The following is a 23,745-nucleotide window of genomic DNA, read 5'->3' on the forward strand; positions in this document are numbered from 1 at the left end:
GCCCGGGTCCGCTCCGGCGCACGGCGGTACCCGGGGGCCGGATCGGGCACCATGATCATGGGCGCACGACGACAGGCTCGTGCGCGCCGGACGACGAGGAGGCCCACGGATGACACGCCCGATCACGGCAGGTGTGGACGGTACGGAGGAGAGTCTTGCCGCGCTGGACTGGGCGGCAAGGGAGGCCGTGCGCCGGGACCTGCCGCTGCGCGTGGTGCACGCCTGGCGGTACGCCGAGGCGCTGGCCGCGGCCGACCGGGACACCCAGCACGGGTGGGTGTCCCAGGGCGTGGAGGACGCGGTGCGCTCCGTCGCGGAGCGGCACCCGGGGCTCGCGGTGACCACCGACCTGGTGGAGGGCGGGGCCGCGGACGCGCTGGCCGAGGCCGCGGCCGGGGCCGAGATGCTGGTGCTCGGCTCGCGCGGGCACGGGCCCGTCGTCGGGTTCCTGCTCGGCTCGGTGGGGCAGCAGGTGATCGTCGAGGCCGCCCGGCCCGTGGTGCTGGTGCGGGCCGGGGACGAACCGGCGGCGGAGGCGGCCGGCCGGGACGTGGTGGTCGGCCAGCAGGGCGGCCCCGAGGACAGCGCGGCGGCGCTGCGGTTCGCCTTCGAGGCGGCGGCGGCCCGGGGCGCCGCCGTGCGGGCCGTCCGGGCCTGGACCCTGCCGCCGGTCTTCGCCTACAGCCCGGGTTCGCTGCGGCTGCTGGACGAGGCGGGCGGGCTCGAACCGTACGAGAAGCAGGCGCTGGCCGACGCCGTGGGGCCCTGGCGGGAGAGGTTTCCCGAGGTGCCCGTCGCCGAGCACGTCGAGATGGGCAGCGCCGGGCAGGTGCTGCTGGCGGCGGCGGACCGGGCCCAGCTGATGGTGGTCGGGCGCCGGGCGCGCCGTACGGCCGTCGGCGCCCGGATCGGCTCGGTGGCGCACGGGGTGCTGCACCACGCGGGCTGCCCGGTGGCCGTGGTCCCGCACGACTGACCTACTCGGGCTCGGCCGGTTCCAGCGTGGCGCGGGCCCGGGGCAGGACGTTCTCGATGTAGTCCTTGACGGCGGTGTCCAGCCCGATGTCGTGCTGGGCGCGCTCGGACAGGTACCAGCGGTGTTCCAGCAACTGGTGGTAGATCTCCGCGGGGTCCATCGTGCCGCGCAGTTCCGGCGGGACGGCGCGCACGGTGGGCCGGAACACGTCCCGGACCCAGCGGTGGGCGAGTACTTCCGGGCGGGCGGCATGGGGATCGTTCGGGGCGTAGTCGTCCTGGGTGGCCATCCAGCTCTCCAGGTCGCTCAGCAGCCGCCGGGCCTGGTTCTCCTCGGTGTCCAGGCCGGTCAGCCGCAGCAGCTGCCGCTGGTGGTGGCCGGCGTCCACGACCTTCGGCACGAAGATGACCGTGTCGCCGTTGGAGGAGTGCTCGATCTGCATCTCGGCCACGTCGAAACCGAGGTCGTTCAGCCGCCGGATCCGGCGCTCGATGTAGTGGTACTTGCCCGCCGGGTACACCGAGGTGCGGGTCAGCTCCCGCCACAGCCCCTGGTAGCGGGTGCAGATCTCGTGGCCGAACTCCACCGGGTCCACCGACGGGTGCAGCGCGCCGGACGCCTCCAGGTCCAGCAGCTCGCCGCTGATGTTCACGCGGGCGAGGTCCAGGTCGTAGTCCCGCTGCCCGGGGCTGAGCCGGGGGTGCAGCTCGCCGGTCTCGGCGTCGACCAGGTAGGCCGCGTAGGCGCCCGCGTCGCGCCGGAACAGGGTGTTGGACAGCGAACAGTCGCCCCAGGCGAACCCGGCCAGGTGGAGACGGACCAGCAGCACGGCGAGGGCGTCCATCAGCCGGTGCATGGTCGCCGGGCGCATGGTCGTCTCGAACATCGACCGGTACGGCATCGAGCCGCGCAGGTGCCGGGTGATCAGGACCGGCTCCAGCGGGGCGCCCGAGCGGTCGGTGCGGCCGGTGACCACGGCGAGCGCGTCGACGGCCGGGATGCCGAGCCGGTCCAGGTCGCGCAGCAGCCCGTACTCGCGCAACGCGGGCCGCTCGGCCAGCTCCTTCACGGCGATCACCTCGTCACCGGCGTGCGCGTAGCGCACCACGTGCCGGGAGATGCCGCGCGGGAGCGGCACGAGGTACTCCTCGGGCCACTCCTCCAGCGGGGTGTCCCAGGGCAGGGCGAGCAGGAGCGCGGGGTGCTCCGGGTTCGTGGCGCTGATCTGCAAGGACATGACACGAACCCTAAGGCCCCGTACGGGTGTTCCAGGAGGCCGCGGCGCGGGTTCCAGGCCCGGTCGTCGAACTCCCGCCCTCCGGGCGGACGGCGGGAGTTCGACGACAGACCCTAGGCGGCCCGCTCCCGGGCCCGCTCGGCCGCCGCGCGCACCGGGCCCCGGTGCACCGGCCCGTGGCCCGGCAGCAGGACGTCGCCGTCGAGTGCGCCGATCACGTCCAAGGAGGCGACGACCCGGGCGCGTTCGTGGTGGAAGAAGTCGGGCAGGATCTGCGGACCCTTGATCCGCGAGGTGGCGTGCCCGCTGACCAGTGCGTCCCCGGAGATGACGATGCCCGCCCGGGGCAGGTGGTAGACGCAGTGGCCGTCGGTGTGGCCGGGCGTGTGCACGGGCACGGGACGGCCGGGCAGGTCCAGCGGGGCGCCGTCGGCCGCCGGGAACGGCTCGGGCGCGGTGACCGGGTGCTGTTCGGTGCCGCCGGCCTTGATCACGTGTACCGCCCAGGGCACGACCCCGGGCCGCCAGGCGTTGCGTATGACGTCGCCGATGGTGGCCTGCTGGAGGAAGTCCCGCCGCGCGTGCGGCACTTCGGCCGGATGCAGATACACCGGAGTGCCGTGGGCGGCGCGCAGGTACTCGGCCGAGCCCAGGTGGTCGTTGTGCGCGTGGGTGATCAGTACGGCGGTGACCGCCTCCGGGGAGGCGCCCACCTCGGCGAGGGATTCCAGCAGCGCCGGGCGGTCCCCCGGGTAGCCGGTGTCCACGAGGGTGACGGCGTCGCCCTCCTTGAGGATCACCCAGTTGACGTTGTTGCCGTGCACCAGGTAAGTGCCGTCGGCGACTTCGCGTACCTCTGCCCGCATGTTCTCCCCGCGCCCCTGTGATCGTCGTGGAAGGACAGCCAATCAGACCGGCCGCCTCCCCGCGCAAGGCGGGGCCCGGCCGCTCACCGTACGCCGTGCGGCCGGAACTGGACGCTGACGCGCGGTCCGGCGGCCCGGCCGGTCTTGGGGACGCAGTGCTCCCAGGTGCGCTGGCACGAGCCGCCCATCACGATCAGATCGCCGTGCCCGAGCGGCCGGCGCACCGTCGGGCCGCCACCGCCCGCCGGGCGCAGCAGCAGGTCGCGGGGCGCGCCGACGGAGAGGATCGCGACCATGGTGTCCTCGCGGGCGCCCCGTCGATGCGGTCCCCGTGCCAGGCCACGCTGTCCCGGCCGTCCCGGTAGAAGCACAGCCCGGCGGTCGTGAACGGCTCGCCCAGCTCCTCGGCGTAGTGCCGGGAGAGCGCGGCGCGGGCCTCGTCCAGCACCGGGTGGGGGAGCGGGTCGCCCTCGCCGTAGTAGGCCAGCAGCCGGGGTACGGCGACCACGTTGTCGTACATCTTCCGGCGCTCCGCCCGCCACGGCACCTCGGCCGCGAGCCGTTCGAACAGCGCGTCGGCCCCGCTCAGCCAGCCCGGCAGGACGTCGATCCAGGCCCCCGCGCCCAGCTCGGTCCGGCGCAGCCCGTCGAGCGGGCCGAGCCGCAGCTCGTCGGTCTGGTCGAACAGGGAGCCCTGGAGGTGCGTGGCCATGAGACCAGCCTACTCCGTGAATCGAAAATCTGTTCCATTTGATCACCGGCCGCGTTCGAACCCTTTCGATACACGGATGTATTCGATACATTCGCGTATCGGACGAGAGGACGGTCGGATGGAACCGGCGGAACGGTCACCCGCGCGTGTCACCCGGCGCCGGGCGCACACCCGGGCCCGGCTGCTCGACGCGGCCTTCGCCGTGTTCGCGGCGAAGGGGTTCGGGCGGGTCACCATCGAGGAGGTCTGCGAGGCGGCCGGATTCAGCCGGGGCGCCTTCTACTCCAACTTCGCCACCCTGGACGAGCTGTTCTTCGCCCTCTACCGGGAGCGCGCGGACCTGATCGCCGGCCAGGTCGCCGACGCGCTCGCCCAGGACGGCCCGGACCTGGACGTGCCCGCCTCCGTGGACCGGGTCACCGAGGTGCTGCTGCTCGACGTGGACTGGCTGCTGGTGAAGACCGACTTCCTGGTGCACGCCGCCCGGGACCCGGCCGTCGCCCGCACCCTGCTCGACCACCGGGCCCGGCTCCGCGAGGCCGTCGCCGACCGGCTCGCCCGGGTCCGGGGACACACCGCGCTGCCCGCCGCCCTCGGCGACGCGGACGCCGCCGCGCGCGCCGTGGTCGCCGCCTACGACGGCGTCACCACCCAACTGCTGCTGGACCGGGACGTCGAGGCCGCCCGGGCCTGGCTGGCCCGGCTGCTCACCGCGCTGCTGACGGACGGCAGCCGCGTCCCGTCGTGACCCCGGACCGAGCCCGCCGACGGGCATCCCCGACGAGCACCCCGAGTCCCGCCGAAGAGCGCTCCTGAGCCTTCGAGTCCGAGCACCGGCAGGCCCGCCGAACAGCGCTCTTGAGCCCCGAGCCCCGGGAGGCCCGCCGGAGGGCGCTCCCGAGGTCCCCGACGAGCACCCCCGAGGAAAGGACACACACCATGGACGCGGACGTCATCGTCGTCGGAGCGGGCCTCGCCGGGCTCGTCGCCGCGCACGAACTCACCAGCCGGGGCCGCCGGGTGGCCCTGGTCGACCAGGAAAACGCCGCCAACCTCGGCGGCCAGGCGTTCTGGTCCTTCGGCGGCCTGTTCCTCGTCGACTCGCCCGAGCAGCGCCGCCTCGGCATCAAGGACTCCTTCGACCTCGCCTGGACCGACTGGCAGGGCAGCGCGCGCTTCGACCGACGAGCCGACGAGGACTCCTGGGCGGTGCGCTGGGCCCGCGCGTACGTCGAGTGGGCGGCGGGGGAGAAGCGGTCCTGGCTCGCCGGGCACGGCATCGAGCTGCTGCCCACCGTCGGCTGGGCCGAACGCGGCGACCTGCGGGCCGACGGGCACGGCAACTCCGTGCCCCGCTTCCACATCGCCTGGGGCACCGGCACCGGCGTGGTCGAACCCTTCGTCCGCTCCGCCCGGCAGGCCGCCCGGGACGGGCTGCTGACCTTCCACCACCGGCACCGGGTGGACGAACTGGTCGTCGAGGGCGGCACGGCACGCGGGGTGCGCGGCACCGTCCTCACCCCCGACGACTCCCCGCGCGGCGTCGCCTCCGGCCGCGACCGCGCCGGCGACTTCGAACTGACCGCCCAGGCCGTCGTCGTGACCACCGGCGGCATCGGCGCGGACCACGACATCGTCCGCCGGTACTGGCCCGAGCGGCTCGGCACGCCCCCCGCCCGGATGGTCACCGGCGTCCCGGCCTACGTCGACGGCCGCATGCTCGACATCAGCGCCGAGGCGGGCGTACGGCTCGTCAACCGCGACCGCATGTGGCACTACACCGAGGGCCTGCGCAACTGGGACCCGATCTGGCCCGGCCACGGCATCCGCATCCTGCCCGGACCGTCGTCCGTCTGGCTCGACGCCCGCGGCCGCCGCCTGCCCGACCCCTGCCTGCCCGGCTACGACACGCTCAGCACTCTGAAGTACCTGCGGACCACCGAGGACATCGCCGGTTACGACCACTCCTGGTTCATCCTCACCCGGAAGATCATCGAGAAGGAGTTCGCGCTCTCCGGCTCCGAGCAGAACCCCGACATCACCGCCAAGGACCGCAGGGCCGTGCTGCGCGACCGGCTGCTCGGCAAGGGAGCTCCCGCGCCCGTGCGCGCCTTCCTGGACAAGGGCGAGGACTTCGTCACCGCGGACAGCCTGGAACGGCTGGTGGAGAAGATGAACGGCCTGACCGGCGAGCGACTGCTGGACGCCGCCGAGGTGCGCCGCCAGATCGAGGCCCGGGACGCGCAGATCGCCAACCCCTACAGCAAGGACGCCCAGGTCCAGGGCATCCGCAACGCCCGCCGCTACATCGGCGACCGGCTCGGCCGGGTCGCCGCCCCGCACCGCATCCTCGATCCGGCCGCGGGCCCCCTCATCGGCGTCCGGCTGCACGTGCTGACCCGCAAGACCCTCGGCGGCATCCAGACCGACCTGGACTCCCGGGCCCTCGGCACCGACGGCACCCCCATCGAGGGGCTGTACGCGGCGGGCGAGGTCGCCGGGTTCGGCGGCGGCGGGGTGCACGGCTACAACGCCCTGGAGGGCACCTTCCTCGGCGGCTGCCTGTTCTCCGGCCGGGCGGCGGGCCGGCACGCGGCCCGGCACACGGGCTGAACCCCGGCACCAGGCGCGGACCGGCGGCTCAGCCCCGGAGCAGCTCCAGCAGGACCCGCGCGTGGCTCTCCTCCGGCCGCTTCGACGCCGTCAGGAGGGTCACGGGCCCCTTGCCCACCGACGCGCGCAGGCCGTCGAGCAGACCGGCGGCCTCCGGCGCGTCCAGCTCCGCCTCGTAGCGGCGGCGGAACTCCTCGTACGACCCCTCGCCCGCGTGGTACCACTCGCGCAGCTGTGCCGACGGCGTCAGCCCCTTCGGCCACTCGTCCACATGTGCCTCGTCCTTGGCGAGGCCGCGCGGCCACAGCCGGTCCACCAGCACGCGCAGACCGTCGTCGGGCTCGGGCGGTTCGTAGATCCGGCGCAGACGCACGCTCACGGTACGGGGCTCCTTCCGGGACGGGGACGGTGCCGCGAGCGTACTGCGCACCCCACCGCCCACCGGCGGCGACGCGACACGACTTGACCGGAGGAAACCGGAAGGCGGACCGGCGCCCGCGCCGCCGCCCCCGTGGCAGGCGGGCGGCGAGCCCCGGGAACGGGAGCGGAGCGTCGGCGTCCGATTTCCGGCGCTCGGCCGGGGTACTCCGGTCGCGTCGCGTACGCGCAGCACAGGGAGGTCAAGCCATGAGCGCACCGGACGACCTGCCGGTCGTGACCACGCTCGCCGACGCGGCCGGTCTGGTGCGACGCCACCAGGGACTGTACGTGCGGTGGTCCAAGGGGCCCGGCACCGATCTCCACAAGGTGTCCAGCACCGACGAGCTGACCGGCGTGTCCATGCCCGGGCTGTCCGCCAACCCGCTCGACGTGGAGCAGTGGTGGAACGGCCGGTCGGTCGAGCTGTGGGTGGCCCGTCGTCTCTACGACTACGCGCACCTGCCGCACGACAAGGGACCCGGCGTGCGGCCCTGGGTCCTCAGGGGCCGGGAGACCGGCCGGGGCCCCGACAACGAGCCGCTCGTGGCCGACGTCGAGCCGCTGTGCTGGATCGCCGAGAACGTGATCGAGGCGGCCCGGGACGAGGTGACCCGCCAGGAGCGGGAGTGGGGGACCCTGCGTCGCAAGGGCGGCTGAGCCGCGCGGCGGGGGCCCCGCGCCGGGGAGGCCCGCCGACGTCCCCGGACAGCGCCGGGACCGGCCGGGGAGGCGGTCAGCCGGAGCGGGGCCGGGAGCGGGCCCGGCGCCGGTGCAGCGCCCGGCGCTCCAGCTCCGTGGTGCCGCCCCAGACGCCGATGGTCTGACCCGTGTCCAGTGCCCAGTCCAGGCACTGCTCGCGGACCGGGCAGTGCCCGCACACCGCCTTCGCCCGTTCGGTCTGGACCTGCGCCGGGCCGGTGGTCCCGACGGGGAAGAACAGATCGGGGTCCTCGTGACGGCACGCGGCATGGTCGCGCCAGTTGTCCATCGGAAATCTCCTGGATCGGTGGAAGTCGTCCGTGCCTGTCGTAAGCGTTCTCGCGTCCGGGTGACCGGTCGGGAGGACGTGAAACGGCACAACCGCCCGACGATCCGGGGAAGATGGCCTCCCGGCGGCCCGGGCACCGGCCGCGCGCACGGCCGTGACCGGCCAACGGGCAGGGCGGCGGGGGCGGATGGGGCCCCGCGAACGCTAGCGGCAGACCCCGCAGGGCAGTTCGGACGGCTTCCGGCGCCGCTCAGCGGCGCAGCGCCCGTGCCGCCGTGGCCGTCACCGCGTCGGCCAGGGCCGCCAGCGCGGGGGATTGGAGCTTCCACTGCTGCCAGTAGAGGGCGACGTCGGTGTGCTCGCCCGGGACCAGCACGGTCAGCCGCCCGCGCGCCAGCAGCGGCCCGGCCTGCACCTCCGGGACCATGCCCCAGCCCAGCCCCGCGACGACCGCGTCGAGGAACCCCTCCGAGGTGGGCACCTGGTGCCGGAACGGGCCGGCCGAGGCGTGGCCGAGCCGGCGGGCGAAGCCGTCCTGGAAGTCGTCCTTGCGGTCGAAGACCACCACGGGCGCCCCGGCCAGCGCCTCCGCCGCCGGCCGGCCCGCCAGCCGGTCCGCGACGAACTCCGGTGCGGCCACCGGCAGATACCGCATCCGGCCCAGCGGGCGGACCGCGCAGCCGGGCACCGGGTCGGGCGAGGAGGTCACCGCCGCCATCACCAGGCCCTCGCGCAGCAGCGCCGCCGTGTGGTCCTCGTCCTCCCGGTGCAGCTCGAAGCAGAGGTCCGCGACCCGGGTCAGGGCCGGCAGGAACCAGGTCGCCAGCGAGTCCGCGTTCACCGCGACCGACACCCGGGTGGCCTCCCCGGTGCCGTCCAGCCCCAGCTCGCCCCAGGCGTCCCGCTCCAGCCGGGCGAGCTGCCGGGCGAACCGGACCAGCACCGCGCCGGACTCCGTGGGCCGTACCGGTCTGGTGCGCTGGAGCAGCACCCGGCCGGTGCGCTGTTCCAGGGCCTTGACCCGCTGGCTGACCGCCGACGGTGTCACGTGCAGGGCCGCGGCGGCGGCGTCGAAGGTGCCCTCGTCCACCACGGCCAGCAGGGTCCGCACCTGTTCCACGGGAAGCTCTGTCATCACGCGCACTAAGGGTACGTAAAAATCATTAGCTGTACTTGAGACCGCGGTCTGTCTAACGTCGGCGGCATGAACCACGCCCTGACCACCGCTGCCGCCGGATTCGGCACCGGCCTCTCCCTGATCGTCGCCATAGGCGCCCAGAACGCCTTCGTCCTGCGGCAGGGGGTGCGCCGGCACGCCGTCCTCACCGTGGTCGGCATCTGCGCCCTGTCCGACGCGGTGCTCATCGCGCTCGGCGTCGGCGGGGTCGGCGCGGTGGTCGTGGCCTGGCCGGGCGCGCTCCGCGCGGTCGGCGTCGTGGGCGGGCTCTTCCTGCTGTGCTACGGCGTCCTGGCCGCCCGCCGGGTGCTCAGGCCGGGCACCGGGCTGCGCGCGGAGGGCGACGCGGCCGGCTCCCGGCGCCGGGCCGTGCTCACCTGCCTGGCGATGACCTGGCTGAACCCGCATGTCTATCTGGACACCGTGTTCCTGCTCGGCTCGCTGGCCGCCGACCGGGGCCCGCTGCGCTGGACGTTCGGGCTCGGCGCCGTGCTCGCCAGCCTGTGCTGGTTCACCGCCCTCGGCTTCGGCGCCCGGCTGCTCGGCCGGTACCTGGCCCGGCCCGGCGCCTGGCGGGTGCTCGACGGGCTGGTCGCCGCCACCATGCTGGTGCTGGGCGTGAGCCTGGTCGCCGGGGCCTGACCGGGACCCGCTCGATGTCCACCGGTTGCCGCTGAGATAGTTAGCCTCTCGAAGCGAAAAGATGTAACGAGCAACCAGGACACCCGTGGACACCAGTGAGAGCAGCGGCACCGAGACCGGCGACAGCAGCGGCACCGAGACCGGCGACAGCGGCGGCAGCGAGACCAGGACCGGAACGCCGGCGGCCGGGGAAGCGCCCCGGCGCGGCTGGCGCCGCTGGGCGATGGACACCCGCCCCCTGCGCATCCCCGCCTACCGGCGGCTGTGGACGTCGACCATCGTCACCTCCGTCGGCAGCCAGCTGACCGCCGTCGCCGTACCCAAGCAGATCTACGACATCACCCACTCCTCGGCCTGGGTCGGCTACGCGAGCCTGGCCGGGCTCGTGCCCATGGTCGCCTTCGCGCTGTGGGGCGGGGCGGTCGCCGACGCCGTCGACCGGCGCAAGCTGATGCTGGTGACCAACAGCGGCATCGCGGTGACCTCGCTGCTGTTCTGGGTCCAGGCCGTCACCGGCCTGGAGTCGGTCCCCGTACTCATGGTGCTGCTCGCGCTGCAACAGGCGTTCTTCGGGCTCAACGCGCCCGCCCGCAGCGCCTCCATAGCCCGGCTGGTCCCGGCCGAGCAGCTGCCGGCCGCGAACGCGCTCGGCTCGACGGTGATGCAGACCGCGCTGGTGGCGGGCCCGCTGCTGGCCGGTGCGCTGATACCGCTCATCGGGCTGGCGGAGCTGTATCTGATCGACGCGCTCGCGCTGTGCGTGACCGTGTGGGCCGTGGTCCGGCTGCCCGCCCTGCCGCCGCTCGGCGGGAGCGGCGCCCGCCGGGCCGGGCTGCGCGAGATCGCCGAGGGGTTCCGGTACATCTCCCGGCACAAGGTGCTGCTGCTGTCCTTCCTCGCCGACATCGTCGCCATGGTGTTCGGCATGCCCCGCGCCCTGTTCCCGCAGCTGGCCGCGGAGACCTACGGCTCCTACGGCGAGGGCCTGGCGCTGGGCGTGCTGTTCGCCGGCATCCCGGTGGGCGCGGTGCTGGGCGGCCTGTTCTCCGGTGTGTTCTCGCGGGCCCGCCGGCACGGCTGGATGGTCACCGGGGCGGTCGTCGGCTGGGGCGTGGCCATCGCCGGGTTCGGACTGAGCGGCAGCCTGTGGCTGGCGGTGGTCTTCCTCGCCGCGGCCGGCGTCGCCGACATGGTCTCGATGGTGTTCCGCGGCGCCATCCTGCTCTCGGCCGCGACCGACGAGATGCGCGGCCGGATGCAGGGGGTGTTCACCGTGGTCGTCGCGGGCGGGCCGCGGCTGGCCGACGTCCTGCACGGCACCGCCGGAGCCGCCTTCGGCCCGCGGGCCGCCGTCGCGGGCGGCGGCGCCCTGGTCGTGGTGGGGATGCTGGCCCTGGCCGGCGCGGTCCCGGCCCTGCGCCGGTACCGCGTCTGACGCCAGGACTACTAGAGGGGGCCGACCCGTCGTCGCATCGTGTACTGCTCCATGAGCTTTCCGCGGGTCGTCTCCAGCCGGTGGGCGAGGATCTCGGCCACCGTGCGCACCACCGACAGCCCGAGCAGCGGATCCTCCACGCACAGGGCGAGCACCGACGGCCCGTCGAACTCGTAGGCGCGCACGTCGGTGAAGGCCACCGCGCCGAAGTCCCACTCGTACGGCGGGAACAGCCAGGACCAGCCGAGCAGGTCGCCCGCGCCGAGCGTGGCCACGGTCACCCCCTGCCGGGGGGTCACCTGGGTGTCCAGGTGGACCGCGCCCGAGCGGATCACCCAGAACCGGTCGGCCGTGCCGCCCGCCTCGAAGATGCGGCTGTCCTCCGGGAAGGAGACCTCCTTGGCCACCTCCATCAGGCGCTCGCGCTGCGCCTGGGGGAGGGCGGTGAGCAGTTTGATCGCTTTGGTCATGGCGCGGGGCTCCTCGCCGGCGGCGGTTGCGGTGCGGGTGCTGTGCTGGGACGAACGGCGTCTCAAGCCCATTTCAGCCGCTGCCGCCGCCCCGGGCACCTCGAGACGGGGCGCCGGTCGGCCCCCGGCCGCTTCCGGGCAGGGAAAAGCCCTGGCTGGACGGGGGAAGCCAGCCAGGGCCGTATGTGGTGACGCGAGGCGGAGCACAGCGCGGTCCGGCGCGACTCCCGCATCACGTATGGATGAACGATAAACCATTTACCGGGCCTTCCCCCAGCCCCTATCGGGTCAGGTGACCTGTTTCACTCCGTCCGCCCGTACGGGGTCCCCGCCCGGGCGGACGATCTCCTCCAGCACTCGCAGCACCGCTTCGAAGGCCCGCGCCCGGTCGGCCGCCTCCGCGGCGCCCTCCGGATCCGTCGCCGCCAGGCTCCGGGCCCGCTCCCGCCATGCCCGCTCCTGCGCTGCCGCCTGCTCCCGTCCGCGCCGGATGCGGCGCAACAACTCGTCCGCGTCCACGACATCCGTCATGTCCGGCGGGTACCCGCGAGTTCCCGGGTGATGACACCCGTACCGAGCGTGCCCGGCCCGGAACGTGCCCCGGCCCGCGTTCCGCTTGTACAGAAGCGGTTTCCGAAGTTCCGTTCACGGCGGTGTTTGCCCGCTGGGCGAGGGGGCAGGCGGAGTCTCGTGCTTCGGACCGGAGGCGCGCGCCCAGCGGGGAGAAGACCCGCTGCCTGGGCCCCTTCCGCCGGGCCCGGCGGCGAACCCGCGGCGAAACCCTGACACCACCGTTCGGGCCAGAACCCGGAACCCCTGTTTCCGGAGGTGCCCTGCAACACGTTCAGGAGCGATTCCGCATGCTGACCGACATGTCGACAAGCCGTCCCGGCACGACCGCCCCCGCCACCGGCGGGACGCCCGCCCGCCGCAACCACGACGACGCCCCGGACACCGCGGCGCTGTTCGCCCGGCTGGCGGAGCTGGAGGACGGCCCCGAGCGGGACGCCGTACGCGATGAACTCGTCACCGCCTGGCTGCCCATGGCCCACCGGATCGCCGGGCGGTTCCGCGACCGCGGCGAGTCCGTGGAGGACCTGCGCCAGGTGGCCGCGCTGGGACTGGTGAAGGCCATCGACCGGTTCGACCCGTCCCGCGGCGCCTTCGAGAGTTACGCCGTGCCGACGATCACCGGAGAGGTCAAGCGGCACTTCCGCGACCGGATGTGGGCCCTGCGGGTGCCCCGCCGGGTCCAGGAGCTGCGCAACCGGGTCCGGGTGGCCCGGCGGGAACTCACCCAGAACCCCGGCAGCCCCGAGCCCACCGTCGCCGACATCGCCGCCCACACCGGGCTCACCGAGGAGGAGGTCGGCGCCGGCATGGAGGCGCTGGAGAGCTTCAGCACGCTCTCCCTGGACGCCGAGCTGTCCGCCGGCGACGACGGCTACAGCCTCGCCGACACCCTCGGCGAGACCGACACCTCCTACGACGTCGTCGTGGACCGGGAGGCCGCCAAGGAGGGGCTGCGCCGGCTGCCCGAACGCGAGCGGGCCATCCTCTACATGCGCTTCTTCGAGGACATGACACAGAGCCGCATCGCCGACCGGCTCGGCATATCGCAGATGCACGTCTCCCGGCTGATCAGCCGCAGCTGCGCCCGCATCCGCGAGGAGGCGCTCGGCACCCACCGGCCCGGCCAGGCCAGGCGGTAGCCGCTCAGCCGGCCGGACCGCCGGTCACACCGAGCGGACGCGCCAGACCGGAGACCGCCTCGTCCAGCCGCTGAAGATGGCGCAGGACCCGGTCGGTCACCCGGCCGTAGCGCGGGGTGCGCAGGGTTCCCGGCTCCAGCATCGACGCGATGCTGGGGCCGCTCTCCATCTCCACGGCGGCCCGCGGGTCCGCCACATGCGCCGCGATCGCCTCGATGTTGTGCACGATCCGCCCGCACGCCCCGCGCAGCCGCGGATCGGCCGCGATCGAGGGGTGCGTCGGCAGCAGCTCCGCCGTCGCCGCGAGGGACCGCCCGTGGTACGCGCACGTCTCCAGCAGCGCCACCACGTACCGCACCGAGTCCCGGCGCGAGCGCAGCGGCGTGATCGGATGGGTCAGCGGCTGGGTGGCCGCCCGCAGGTCCGCCAGCGCCTGGTCCAGCTCCCGCGCCCGCTCCACCAGATCGCCGCCGGTCCCGCCGCTCAGCTGGTCGACGGCGCCCCGCGTGACGTCGGCGAGCCGGTCCAGGACCGCCACCAGCAGCTCGTTGGTGCGACGGGCCGTGTGCACCGGCAGCACCACCGCCGCGGCGAACACCCCGCAGGCCGCGCCGAGCGCCGTCTCCTCGATCCGCAGCACCAGCACGTCCGCGCTGTAGGTGTTCAGCAGGGTGTACAGCAGCCCCAGCATCGCGGTGACGAAGAACGACATCAGGGTGTACGACAGCGGCGCGCTGTAGAACATCGCGAAGATGAACACCAGCACCAGGCCGAAGGCCAGCCAGGTGTGGTGCCCGACCAGCCCGGCGAGCCCGATGCCCGCCACCACGCCGAGCACCGTGCCCAGCAGCCGCCGGTAGCCCTTCACCAGGATCTCGCCGGTGGAGGCGGTGTTCAGGAACACGATCCAGCAGGTCAGCACCGCCCAGTACCAGCGCTGACTGGACAGCAGCTCACCGCCGGCGATGGCCAGCGAGGAGCCGACGGCCACCTGGAGGGCGGCCCGGGTGGTGGGCCTCGCGAGCCCGGCCGGCTCGGCCGTCTCCGGGGTCCGTTCCTCGCTGATCTCGATCGCGGCGTCCTCCGCGTCCAGCTCCTCGCGCGAGCGGGTGGTCGCCGGGGTGTCGGCGGACTCGTCGTCCTGCGGGCCGTCCAGGGCCAGCCGCAGACCGAGCGAGGCGCGGGCCGCCTCGCCGAGCCCCCGGAAGACGTCCTGCACCGCCGGGGACGCCTCGGGCAGGTTCTCCTCCTCGCGATAGCCCAGCAGCCGGTTGCGCACCTGGGCCAGCGCGGTCCCGGACGCCTCCCCGGCCGGCCGCAGCATCAGCACCCGCAGCGCCCGCAGATCCCGGCGCAGCGCGGAAGCCGCCCCGTCCCGCACCGGCGACTCGACCCCCGAGGGCACCGGGGCGCCCGGCAGGTGCAGGGTGAGGGTGTCGGTCCGCTCGGCGCTGCGCGCGGTGAGCAGCAGCAGCCCCAGCCGCTCGGCCGCGATCTCGGCGTCCGCGACCCGGCGCTGGAGCAGCCGGGCCACCGCCGGGTCCGAGGTGCCGTCCTCCAGCCGGCCCTGGATCAGCAGCGCCGTCTCGTGCAGCCGGGCGGTGCGGGTGCGCAGCTCCTCCAGCACCTTCTCCACCTCCTCGGGCCCGGCGTCCGGCAGCTTGGCCTGGCTGGCGATCAGCTGGGCGAGCCGGGCGCGGAAGGCCCGCCGCAACCGGTCCAGGGTGCCCGCCGGGGTCTGCGGCAGCAGCACGAACCGGGCGACGGCGCCGCACACGAACGCCACGCCGATGACGCCGTACAAGGCGGGCAGCACGGCCGGTGTGGCCTGCACGAACAGCGACAGGAAGTAGATCTGGAACCCGATCAGCCCGAGCGCGGTGCCGCGGTCGCCGAACCGGCGTCCGTAGACCGCGCTGAAGATCAGGGCGACGAAGAACAGGTCGCCGACGACGACGTGCTGGTTGAGCAGCGCGCCCAGCGACACCGAGGCCAGCGCCACCGGCAGACCCAGCGCGAGGGTGACCGCCTGCCGGGCGGGCTGCTTCTCCCGGATGGCGAAGGTGGCGACCATCGCGGTCATGGCCCCGGCGACCAGATGGGGCACCGGGACGCCGATACCGGCCAGGACGGCGAGCGTGAGGGTGATGGCGGTGACCGTGCGCAGTCCCGCCGTCAGCCGGAGCAGCCCGGGATCCGACGCCGCGAGCCGGTCCCACAGCCGTACCCGTCCCGACCGTCCCGCTGCCCTCACTTAGCCGCGCTCTCTCCCGTGCCAGCCGTCATTTCCATGATCCAGCATCGCACGCGCGCCCGGACTACCTGCCCTCGGCCAGGGTGGCGGCCACCAGGGCGTTCGCGTGCCCGTGGCCGATCCCGTGCGCCGACTTCAGCCAGCCGACCAGCTCCATGTGCCGGGTCAGCGGCGAGGACCGGATCAGCTCCTGCCACTCGCCGACCGGGCGGCCGTACTTCTTCTCGATCGAGGGGAAGTAGCTCGCCGGGCCCTTGACGGTCTTCTCGGTCATGGTGGTGTGTGTCCCTCCGTGCGGTGTTCCGTGATCACCTGGTAGGACGGCCGGCCCGGCACGGACTCATCGGCGGTCACCGGTGATCACGGTCACATCAGGACGGTCCGACGGCCGCGCCCTCCACCCGGGCCCGCACCTGTTCCGGTGTCAGATAGGCGTCGGTGAACTCGAAGTCCTTCAGCCGGGCGGGCTTGCGGGCCTGGAAGCCGGTGCGCACGAAATCGTCGCCCGCGACCGCGTTCAGCAGCCAGTTGGTCATCACCCGGGTCTTGGCGACGTTGGTGCGCAGCGCCGACCAGTGGTAGCCGCGGGCCACCGCCTGGGCGGGCACCCCGCGCAACTCCACACCGAGCGGCTTGGACACCGCGTCCTTGCCGCCGAGGTCGACGACCAGGCCCAGGTCCTTGTGCTCGTAGGGCCGCATCGGCTGTCCGCGCAGCGTCGCGATGACATTGTCGGCGACCACCTTGCCCTGCCGCATGGCGTGCTGGGCGGTGGGCGGGCACACCGCGCCCTCGTCGCCCTTGGCCAGGTCCGGCACGGCCGCGGAGTCGCCGAGCGCGAACACCCCGTCGTGGCCCGGCAGGCACATCTCCGCGGTCACCGCCAGCCGTCCCTTGACGGTCTCCGCGCCGAGCGTGGCGATCAGCGGGCTGGCGACCACCCCGGCCGTCCAGATCAGGGTGTGCGTCGGCACCACCCGGCCGTCGGTGAAGGTGACCTCCTCGGCGCCGGCCTTGTCGATGGACACCCCCAGCGAGACCTCGATACCGCGCCGCCCGAGGATCTCCTGCGCGCTGCGGCCCAGCTTCTCGCCCAGCTCCGGCATCAGCTTGGGCGCGATGTCGATCAGGTTCCAGCGGATCAGGCCCGGGTCCAGGCGCGGGTAGCGCTGCACCGCGGCGTGGGTGAGGCGCTGGAGGCAGGCCGCGGTCTCCGTGCCCGCGTAGCCGCCGCCGACCACCACGAACTGCAGCCGCGCGGCCCGTTCGGCCGGGTTGTCGCTGGCGTCCGCCAGATCCAGCTGGGAGATGACGTGGTCGCGGATGTAGGCGGCCTCGGCGAGCGTCTTCATCCCGAAGGCGTGCTCGGTCAGGCCCGGGATGTCGAAGGTTCGGGTCACGCTGCCCGGGGCCAGCACGATGTAGTCGTACGGCTCGTTGACGATCTTGTCGGTGATGGTGCGGACGACGCACACCTTGGACCTCAGGTCCACCCCGATGGCACCGCCCGGGATGATCCGGGTGCGGTACTTCTTGCTGCGGCGCAGCGACAGGGCGATCGACTGCGGCGTGAGCACACCGGAGGCGACCTGGGGCAGCAGAGGCAGGTACAGCTGATAGGAGAACGGCGTCACCAGCGTGACGTCGGCCTCGTCGGGGGCGAGTTTCCGCTCCAGACGGCGGACGCACTCGACTCCGGCGAAGCCTGCGCCCACCACCAGGATCCTGGGTCGTGTCACGGTGTTCATCCCTTTCTGCGGCTCCGGGCGGTCCGGCTCGACGCTCTTCGCATGCCCTGGACCGCCGTGCGCCAACTTCGATCCCACCGCGCCCGCGGCCACCCCGCCAGCCGGGTGCGGCAGGCAGACGAACGCGTGGGGGGCGGCCTCGCCCCCGCTGTCCGGTGGAGTAACCGGTGCGCGCCCGCCTACACGTCGTACGGCCGTCCGCCGTCCCGGCGTCACCAGGGCAGGAACGCGTGGATGTCCTTGCCGCTGTCGTGCACGACGACGCTGACCTGGCTGCACAGCGTGTGCACCAGGTGCCAGCCGATCCCGCCGCCACCGGTGCGCGGATGGAAGGGCCGCGGCTCCGGGCGGGCCGGGTTGGTGTCCCGCATCGTCACGTGCACCCCGTCGAAGGTGCGGCGCATCCGCAGGTCGAACGGGCCCGGCGCGTACTGGATCGCGTTCGCCGCCAGTTCGGTCACCACCAGCAGGATGTCGTCCCAGTACTCCTGCGCGCCCGGCGGCGCCTGACGGGAGAGGGCACGCAGGAAGTCCTCCGCGGCGAGCCGCGCTCCCGTGACGTTGCGCAGCTCACCCGGAAAGGAGAATGTCCGCTCGTACCTCTCCTCCGAAGGTGGTGTGTCGTCCCAACGCGGCTCCGTCGCCATCTCGCTTCCCCGGCCCCGACCGGCCCCGCCGGTCCGGGCGGTCGTCGTCAACTGATCTCTTCGCTGCGCTGCGGGTTCCCCCTGCCGCGCGGACTATCCGTCTGCCCTCCCCGCCCCCACGATTCCCGCGGGGCGCCACCTCCTCAGCGGAACACGTCGTCCGGCTCGTCCCACTCGGCCGGCTCCCGCCCCACCGGCCGCGGCCGGGACCGGGCCGCGTACATCGCCTCGATCTCGGCGGCGTAGTGCCGCACCACGGCGTCCCGGCGCGGCTTCAGGGACGGCGTGAGCAACCCGCCGACCGCCGCGAACGGTTCCGGAAGGACACGGTAGACCCTGATGGACTCCGCGCGGGACACCGCGCTGTTGGCGGCGGCCACCGCCCGCGCGATCTCCTCCCGCACCGCGTTCTCCTCCCGGGCCTCCCGGGCCCGGGCGTCCCCGGGCAGCGCGAGCGCGGTCCGCCAGTGCGCGGCGAAGTCCGGGTCCAGGGTGATCAGGGCGCCGACACAGGGCCGGCCGTCGCCGATCACCACCGCCTCGTGCACGAGCGGATGCGCGCGCAGCCGCTCCTCCAGCAGGGCCGGCGACACGGTCTTGCCCCCGCTGGTGACGATGACGTCCTTCTTGCGCCCGGTGATCGTCAGACAGCCGTCGGCGTCCAGCCGGCCGAGGTCCCCGGTGGCCAGCCAGCCGTCGCGCAGCGCCGCCCGGGTCGCCCGCTCGTCGCCGACGTAGCCCTGGAACACCGAGGGCCCGCGGACCAGGATCTCCCCGTCGCCGGCCACCCGGATCCCGGTGCCCGGCAGCGCGGTCCCCACCGTCCCGGCCCTCTCCCGGCCCAGCGGCTGCATGGTGATCGCACCGGCGGTCTCGGTGAGTCCGTAGCCGTCGTGCACGAACACGCCGATGCCCTCGTAGAACAGGCCCAGTTCGCGGCCGAGCGGGGAACCGCCGGAGGCGCCGCGCACCACCCGGCCGCCGAGCGCCGCCCGCAGTCCCCGGTACACCGTCCGCTCGTACCTGGCGTGCCGCAGTCTCAGCTCCAGCCCCGGACCCGGCCCGGCGCCGAGCCGCCGGCGCTCCTCGGCCGCGGCGAACTCCCGCGCCGTGCGCGCGGCCCGCTCGAACAGCGCGCCCCGGCCCGCCTGCCGGGCGGTGCGCAGGAAGGTCTTGTACAGCCGCTCGAACACCGACGGCACGCCGTACAGATAGGTCGGCCGGAACGTGCGCAGCGCCGACGCCAGCGCCGCCCCGGTCACCTCCGGCTCGTGCGCCAGCAGCACCCCGCCGCGCACACAGGTCAGCATGATCGTCAGGCCGTACACATGGGAGAACGGCAGGAAGGCCAGCACGGACGGCCGCTGCCCCGGGGGCGCGGCGGTGTGCGCCCAGCCGGCCAGCAGGGTGTCGCACGGGTAGGCCAGGCCGCGGTGGCTGAGCGCGCAGCCCACCGGCCGGCCCGAGGTGCCGGAGGTGTGGACGACGGCCGCCGTGGTGTCCGGCGGCACGAGCCGGCGCAGCGACTCCACGGTGGAGTACGGCACCGCGGCGCCGCCCGCGACCAGATCGGCGAGGGCGCCCGCGTCCAGCTGCCAGACGTGCCGCAGCCGGGGCAGCCGGGCGCACACCGTGCCGACGGTCATGACGCCCTGCTCGTCCTCCACGATCACGGCGACGCAGTGCGTCTCCCGCAGCATCCACTCGACCTGGTCGCGCGCGGAGGCCGGGTGGACGGGCACCAGCTCGGCGCCGACGGCCCACAGCGCGTGGGCGAGCACCGTCCACTCGTGCCGGGTCCGGGCCATCAGGGCCACCCGGTCGCCGGGGGAGATCCCGGCGGCGACCAGGCCCCTGGCCACGGCCGCCACCTCGTCGCGCAGCTCGGCCGCCGTCACCGTGCGCCAGCCGCCGCCGGTCTCCGCGCGGTGCGCCAGCACCGGCAGCGCGGGATCGCGCTCCGCCGCGGCGAAGACGCTGTCGGCGAGGCCGCCGGTGAGCGGCGGGGCGGCGGTGAGCGGCGGGGCGGCGGCCGGGGCGGGGGCGACGTTCCGCATGCGCTGCTCCCGGGGTACGGAGGGTCACTCCGCCGACCGGCTCGGTGTCGGCGGTGCTCGAATGTAGCCCAGGGGACAGCGTTCGGTGACCGGGATCGGAGAAGTCGTGATCGGCTGATGATGTGGGCGGGTTGGGGGGACTCGGGGGACATGAGTCATGTGAACCCCGATCCGGAGCCCGAGCGCAGCACCGGGCTGGAACCCGGCGGCTCGGTCCCGCCCGGCGAGACCCCGCCCGCCGAGAGCAGCATGCCCGAGGCCGGGCCCCGGGAGACGCACAACACGTCGAAGGGCTGGGGGAAGGCGCCGCTGACCGTGATCCTGGTCCTGGTGATCCTGATCGCGGCGTTCTTCCTGGCCTACGCGCTGACCCTGATCCTGTGACCGCCGCCGGGCGGGACGCTCAGCCCTGGGTGCGCCGGACGCACTCGGTGACGACGTCCCGCAGGCTGCCGGTGCGCTCCAGCAGCCGGCGCTGTTCCCGCGCGCCGTTGCCGTGGCGCAGCAGTTCCTCCATGCCCCGGGCGGCGCGGTCGGCGTCGCCGTTGGCCTTGAGCGCGTCCCCGGTGTGCTCCAGCAGGGACTCCAGCACCCGTGCGGCGGGCTGGGGCCGCAGTGTGACCGGGTCGAGCAGGTCCTCCTCCAGGCCGAACCGGGCGGCCTGCCAGTCGGCCAGCCGGATCAGGCTCACCCCGGTGTCGGGTGCCGGCCGGCCCGCCCGCCACTCGGCCGCGGCCGTGTCCACCAGGGCGCGGACCAGCGTCGCGAGCAGGACGGCGGTCTCCGCGCCCAGACACACGTCCGCGACCCGGACCTCCACCGTCGGGTAGCGGGCGGACAGCCGCGCGTCGAAGTAGACCATGCCCTCGTCCAGCACGACTCCCGTGTCCACCATCTCGGTCACCCGCCGGTGGTAGCGCTCGGGGGTCTCGAACGGCTCGGTCGGCCCGGCCGACGGCCAGCGGTTCCACACCCGGCTGCGGTAGCTGGCGTAGTCGGTGTTGCGGCCCTGCCAGAAGGGGGAGTTGGCGCTCATCGCCCGCAGCACCGGCAGCCAGGGGCGGAGCCGGTCCAGGACGGCGACCCCCTCCTCGTCCGACGCCACCGAAACATGCACATGGCAGCCGCAGGTGAGCTGGTCCCAGGTGGGTATCCCGTACCGCTCGGCCAGCCACTGATAGCGCCCGTTCACACTGAGCGAGGGGCTGACCGGCAGCGGCGAGGTGGCCAGCGCGGCGACCGCGCAGCCGATCTCCCCGGCGTGCCGGCCGGCCTCCTTGCGGCAGCGGACGATCTCGTCCCCGAGCAAGGCCATGTCCGACTGCGGATGCGTGGCGAACTCCAGCATCTGCCCGAACAGCTCCTTCTCGAAGACCTGCTGTCCGGGATCGTCCTGGGCGGCGCGGGCGAGGACGGCCGCCGCCAGCGCCTTCGGGTCGCCGCTGTCCGGATCGACCAGGAGGAGTTCCTCCTCCACTCCAACGGTGCGCACGTGGTGCCGCCCTTCCATGTCGTGCCGCGAGGGCAGTCGGGTTCTGTACGACCCCGAATGCCCCTCGAACGGCCACCGACACCTGCGCGGCGGCTCAGCCCTCCGGCACCAGCCACACCGTGGCCAGCGGAGGCAGCGTCAGGGTGAGGAACCCGTCCTCGGCCCTGACCGGCCCCCCGGTGCCGACACCGCTGCCGCCGTAGCGCACCTCGTCGGTGTTCAGCTCCTCCCGCCAGGCCGCGCCGCCGTCGGGCACCCACAGGCGGTAGCCGTGCCGGACGACCGGGGAGAAGTTCGACACCGCCAGCAGCGGGCCGCCGTCCGCGGCGAACCGCAGGAACGCCAGCACGTTGTCGTCCGCCGCGTCGCACAGCACCCACCGGAAGCCGCCCGGGTCGGTGTCCCGCTGCCACAGCGCCGGGGTCGCCCGGTACACCGTGTTCAGGTCCCGGACGAGGTCCTGTACGCCCTGGTGGTCGCCCGCCGAGTGGTAGCCGTCACCGAGCAGCCACCACTCCGGCCCGTGCGCCTCCGACCACTCCGCCCCCTGCGCGAACTCCTGCCCCATGAACAACAGCTGTTTGCCGGGGTGGGCCCACATGAAGCCCAGATAGGCACGGTGGTTGGCGCGCCGCTGCCACCAGTCGCCGGGCATCTTCGACACCAGCGCCCGCTTGCCGTGCACCACCTCGTCGTGCGAGATCGGCAGGACGTAGTTCTCGCTGTAGGCGTACACCATCGAGAACGTCATCTCATGGTGGTGGTACTTGCGGTGCACCGGTTCCTTCTGGATGTACTCCAGCGAGTCGTGCATCCAGCCCATGTTCCACTTCAGCCCGAAGCCCAGCCCGCCGCCGTCGGTCGGCCGGGTCACCCCGTCCCAGGCGGTGGACTCCTCGGCGATGGTCACCACGCCCGGGCAGCGCCGGTAGACGGTGGCGTTCATCTCCTGGAGGAAGGCCACCGCGTCCAGGTCCTCCCGGCCGCCGAACACGTTCGGCTCCCACTGCCCGGAGTCGCGTGAGTAGTCCAGGTAGAGCATGGAGGCGACGGCGTCCACCCGCAGCCCGTCGATGTGGAACTCCTCGCACCAGTAGACGGCGTTGGCGACCAGGAAGTTGCGCACCTCGGTGCGGCCGTAGTCGAACTCGTACGTCCCCCAGTCCGGGTGCTCGGCACGGGAGGCGTTCCCGGGCTCGTACAGCGGGTCCCCGTCGAACCGGGCCAGCGCCCAGTCGTCCTTCGGGAAGTGCGCCGGCACCCAGTCCATGATCACCCCGAGCCCGGCCCGGTGACAGGCGTCCACGAAGTACCGGAAGTCGTCCGGGGAACCCAGCCGGGGCGTCGGCGCGTAATAGGAGGTGACCTGGTACCCCCACGAACCGCTGAACGGATGTCCGGCCACCGGCATCAGCTCGATGTGCGTGAAGCCCATCTCCCGCGCGTACGCGGGCAGTTCGTCGGCGAGCTGCCGGTAGGTCGCGCCGGGCCGCCAGGACGGCAGATGCACCTCGTACACCGAGAACGGCGCCTGGTGCACGGGGGTGTCCCCGCGGTGCGCCAGCCACTCGGCATCGCCCCAGGCGTAGTGCGAGGCCGTCACCACCGACGCGGTGTCCGGCGGGACCTCGGTGCACCGCGCCATCGGGTCGGCCTTCAGGAACCGGTGGCCGTACCGGGAGGTGATCTCGAACTTGTACCGGGTGCCCTCGCCGATCCCCGGCAGGAACAGCTCCCACACCCCGGACGCGCCGAGCGAGCGCATCGGGTACTGCGTGCCGTCCCAGTACGTGAAGTCCCCGGCCACCCGCACGCCCTGGGCGTTGGGCGCCCACACCGTGAACCGGGTGCCGGCCACGCCCTGGTGGACCATCGGCTCCGCCCCGAGCGCCCGCCACAGCTGCTCGTGCCGGCCCTCCCGGATCAGATGCAGGTCCAGCTCGCCCAGCGCGGGCAGGAAGCGGTACGGGTCGTGCACCTCCCGCTCCCCGTCGTCGTACGCCACCAGCAGGGTGTACGACGGGATGTCCGGGCGGGGCAGCACGCCGGCGAACAGCCCGTCGCCCTCCGGACGCAGCTCGGTGCGGTCGCCGTCGGCCAGGACGCTCACCGCGCGGGCGTTCGGCCGCAGCGTCCGCAGCAGCGTGCCGCCCGGCACCGGGTGGGCGCCCAGCAGGGCGTGCGGATCGTGGTGCGTCCCGGCCAGCAGCCGGTCGCGGTCGGCCGGGTCCAGCGGGACCGCGACGGGCGGCACAGGGCCCGCGGCCTCGGGGCGCGTGGTGTCGCGCAGTGCCATGGG

22 protein-coding genes and 1 pseudogene are annotated in these 23,745 nt (G+C 73.8%); 8 read left to right on the plus strand and 15 right to left on the minus strand.

Going from position 1 to position 23,745, the window contains the following annotated elements; all coding sequences use genetic code 11:
* The first annotated feature begins 109 nt into the window (after positions 1-109).
* Positions 110-976, plus strand: coding sequence for a universal stress protein (locus ACSURM_RS33485; RefSeq protein ID WP_436959643.1), 867 nt, complete (start codon positions 110-112; stop codon positions 974-976).
* Between the two features lies 1 nt (position 977).
* Here ACSURM_RS33485 and ACSURM_RS33490 read toward each other — a convergent pair whose 3' ends face one another.
* The 3 genes and pseudogenes from ACSURM_RS33490 to ACSURM_RS33500 all read right to left on the minus strand — a co-directional run bounded on the left by ACSURM_RS33490 (position 978) and on the right by ACSURM_RS33500 (position 3,791).
* The gene (locus tag ACSURM_RS33490; RefSeq protein ID WP_436959644.1) at positions 978-2,213 is read right to left on the minus strand and encodes a DUF4032 domain-containing protein; all 1,236 of its coding nucleotides are present in this window, start codon (positions 2,211-2,213) and stop codon (positions 978-980) included.
* Between the two features lie 113 nt (positions 2,214-2,326).
* Complete coding sequence (locus tag ACSURM_RS33495; RefSeq protein ID WP_436959646.1) at positions 2,327-3,079, minus strand: MBL fold metallo-hydrolase; 753 nt, start codon at positions 3,077-3,079, stop codon at positions 2,327-2,329.
* Positions 3,080-3,162: 83 nt separating this feature from the next.
* Positions 3,163-3,791: pseudogene (locus tag ACSURM_RS33500) on the minus strand (alpha-ketoglutarate-dependent dioxygenase AlkB).
* 118 nt (positions 3,792-3,909) lie between these two features.
* On the opposite strand from ACSURM_RS33500, the gene ACSURM_RS33505 reads away from it, so the two are divergent.
* Both ACSURM_RS33505 and ACSURM_RS33510 read left to right on the plus strand, forming a co-directional pair.
* Positions 3,910-4,539 carry a TetR/AcrR family transcriptional regulator gene (locus ACSURM_RS33505; RefSeq protein ID WP_436959648.1) on the plus strand — a complete coding sequence of 210 codons (630 nt, stop codon included), beginning with the start codon at positions 3,910-3,912 and terminating at the stop codon, positions 4,537-4,539.
* A gap of 191 nt (positions 4,540-4,730) precedes the next feature.
* Positions 4,731-6,404 (plus strand): FAD-binding dehydrogenase, encoded by a 1,674-nt coding sequence (locus ACSURM_RS33510; RefSeq protein ID WP_436959649.1) that lies wholly within the window; start codon positions 4,731-4,733, stop codon positions 6,402-6,404.
* Between the two features lie 28 nt (positions 6,405-6,432).
* Here the strand turns inward: ACSURM_RS33510 and ACSURM_RS33515 are convergent, their stop codons facing one another.
* Positions 6,433-6,783, minus strand: a complete 351-nt coding sequence (locus ACSURM_RS33515; RefSeq protein WP_436959650.1) for a DUF488 domain-containing protein — start codon at positions 6,781-6,783, stop codon at positions 6,433-6,435.
* A gap of 248 nt (positions 6,784-7,031) precedes the next feature.
* On the opposite strand from ACSURM_RS33515, the gene ACSURM_RS33520 reads away from it, so the two are divergent.
* A complete protein-coding gene (locus ACSURM_RS33520; protein ID WP_436959651.1) occupies positions 7,032-7,481 on the plus strand; it encodes a DUF6098 family protein in 450 nt (149 codons plus the stop codon).
* Between the two features lie 76 nt (positions 7,482-7,557).
* Here ACSURM_RS33520 and ACSURM_RS33525 read toward each other — a convergent pair whose 3' ends face one another.
* Both ACSURM_RS33525 and ACSURM_RS33530 read right to left on the minus strand, forming a co-directional pair.
* Positions 7,558-7,812 (minus strand): WhiB family transcriptional regulator, encoded by a 255-nt coding sequence (locus tag ACSURM_RS33525; protein ID WP_359046665.1) that lies wholly within the window; start codon positions 7,810-7,812, stop codon positions 7,558-7,560.
* A 250-nt stretch (positions 7,813-8,062) separates the two neighbouring features.
* Positions 8,063-8,950 carry a LysR family transcriptional regulator ArgP gene (locus ACSURM_RS33530; protein WP_436959653.1) on the minus strand — a complete coding sequence of 296 codons (888 nt, stop codon included), beginning with the start codon at positions 8,948-8,950 and terminating at the stop codon, positions 8,063-8,065.
* A gap of 66 nt (positions 8,951-9,016) precedes the next feature.
* Here ACSURM_RS33530 and ACSURM_RS33535 point away from each other — a divergent pair, with 66 nt between their 5' ends.
* Together ACSURM_RS33535 and ACSURM_RS33540 are read left to right on the plus strand one after the other, a co-directional pair.
* A complete protein-coding gene (locus ACSURM_RS33535; protein WP_436959655.1) occupies positions 9,017-9,631 on the plus strand; it encodes a LysE/ArgO family amino acid transporter in 615 nt (204 codons plus the stop codon).
* Between the two features lie 85 nt (positions 9,632-9,716).
* A complete protein-coding gene (locus ACSURM_RS33540) occupies positions 9,717-11,066 on the plus strand; it encodes an MFS transporter (protein ID WP_436959657.1) in 1,350 nt (449 codons plus the stop codon).
* 11 nt (positions 11,067-11,077) lie between these two features.
* Here ACSURM_RS33540 and ACSURM_RS33545 read toward each other — a convergent pair whose 3' ends face one another.
* Both ACSURM_RS33545 and ACSURM_RS33550 read right to left on the minus strand, forming a co-directional pair.
* Positions 11,078-11,536, minus strand: coding sequence for a cyclic nucleotide-binding domain-containing protein (locus tag ACSURM_RS33545; RefSeq protein WP_436959659.1), 459 nt, complete (start codon positions 11,534-11,536; stop codon positions 11,078-11,080).
* A gap of 288 nt (positions 11,537-11,824) precedes the next feature.
* Entirely contained in the window at positions 11,825-12,067 is a 243-nt protein-coding gene (locus ACSURM_RS33550) for a hypothetical protein (protein WP_436959661.1), read from the minus strand.
* A 329-nt stretch (positions 12,068-12,396) separates the two neighbouring features.
* Here ACSURM_RS33550 and ACSURM_RS33555 point away from each other — a divergent pair, with 329 nt between their 5' ends.
* A complete protein-coding gene (locus ACSURM_RS33555; RefSeq protein ID WP_436959662.1) occupies positions 12,397-13,248 on the plus strand; it encodes an RNA polymerase sigma factor SigF in 852 nt (283 codons plus the stop codon).
* 4 nt (positions 13,249-13,252) lie between these two features.
* On the opposite strand, the gene ACSURM_RS33560 is transcribed toward ACSURM_RS33555, so the two are convergent.
* From ACSURM_RS33560 to ACSURM_RS33580, 5 genes are all read right to left on the minus strand, one after another.
* On the minus strand, positions 13,253-15,502 hold the full coding sequence (locus ACSURM_RS33560; RefSeq protein WP_436959664.1) for an FUSC family protein: 2,250 nt from the start codon (positions 15,500-15,502) through the stop codon (positions 13,253-13,255).
* Positions 15,503-15,566: 64 nt separating this feature from the next.
* Complete coding sequence (locus ACSURM_RS33565) at positions 15,567-15,776, minus strand: DUF4287 domain-containing protein (protein WP_359046951.1); 210 nt, start codon at positions 15,774-15,776, stop codon at positions 15,567-15,569.
* Positions 15,777-15,873: 97 nt separating this feature from the next.
* Positions 15,874-17,250 (minus strand): NAD(P)/FAD-dependent oxidoreductase, encoded by a 1,377-nt coding sequence (locus tag ACSURM_RS33570; protein ID WP_436959666.1) that lies wholly within the window; start codon positions 17,248-17,250, stop codon positions 15,874-15,876.
* A gap of 212 nt (positions 17,251-17,462) precedes the next feature.
* Positions 17,463-17,897, minus strand: a complete 435-nt coding sequence (locus tag ACSURM_RS33575) for an ATP-binding protein (protein WP_359046647.1) — start codon at positions 17,895-17,897, stop codon at positions 17,463-17,465.
* A 143-nt stretch (positions 17,898-18,040) separates the two neighbouring features.
* Complete coding sequence (locus ACSURM_RS33580; RefSeq protein ID WP_436959669.1) at positions 18,041-19,954, minus strand: AMP-dependent synthetase/ligase; 1,914 nt, start codon at positions 19,952-19,954, stop codon at positions 18,041-18,043.
* Between the two features lie 150 nt (positions 19,955-20,104).
* Between ACSURM_RS33580 and ACSURM_RS33585 the strand changes: the two genes are divergently transcribed.
* Positions 20,105-20,338 (plus strand): DUF6480 family protein, encoded by a 234-nt coding sequence (locus ACSURM_RS33585; RefSeq protein WP_436959670.1) that lies wholly within the window; start codon positions 20,105-20,107, stop codon positions 20,336-20,338.
* Positions 20,339-20,357: 19 nt separating this feature from the next.
* Here the strand turns inward: ACSURM_RS33585 and ACSURM_RS33590 are convergent, their stop codons facing one another.
* On the minus strand, positions 20,358-21,446 hold the full coding sequence (locus tag ACSURM_RS33590) for a glutamate--cysteine ligase 2 (protein ID WP_436959672.1): 1,089 nt from the start codon (positions 21,444-21,446) through the stop codon (positions 20,358-20,360).
* Positions 21,447-21,540: 94 nt separating this feature from the next.
* Positions 21,541-23,742: a 1,4-alpha-glucan branching enzyme gene (gene glgB / locus ACSURM_RS33595; RefSeq protein WP_436959674.1), complete on the minus strand. Its 2,202-nt coding sequence runs from the start codon at positions 23,740-23,742 to the stop codon at positions 21,541-21,543.
* Positions 23,743-23,745 lie beyond the last annotated feature (3 nt).

Origin of the sequence: Streptomyces sp. SudanB182_2057 (assembly GCF_964272715.1) — a bacterium.
GTDB classification, from domain to species: domain Bacteria; phylum Actinomycetota; class Actinomycetes; order Streptomycetales; family Streptomycetaceae; genus Streptomyces; species Streptomyces rubradiris.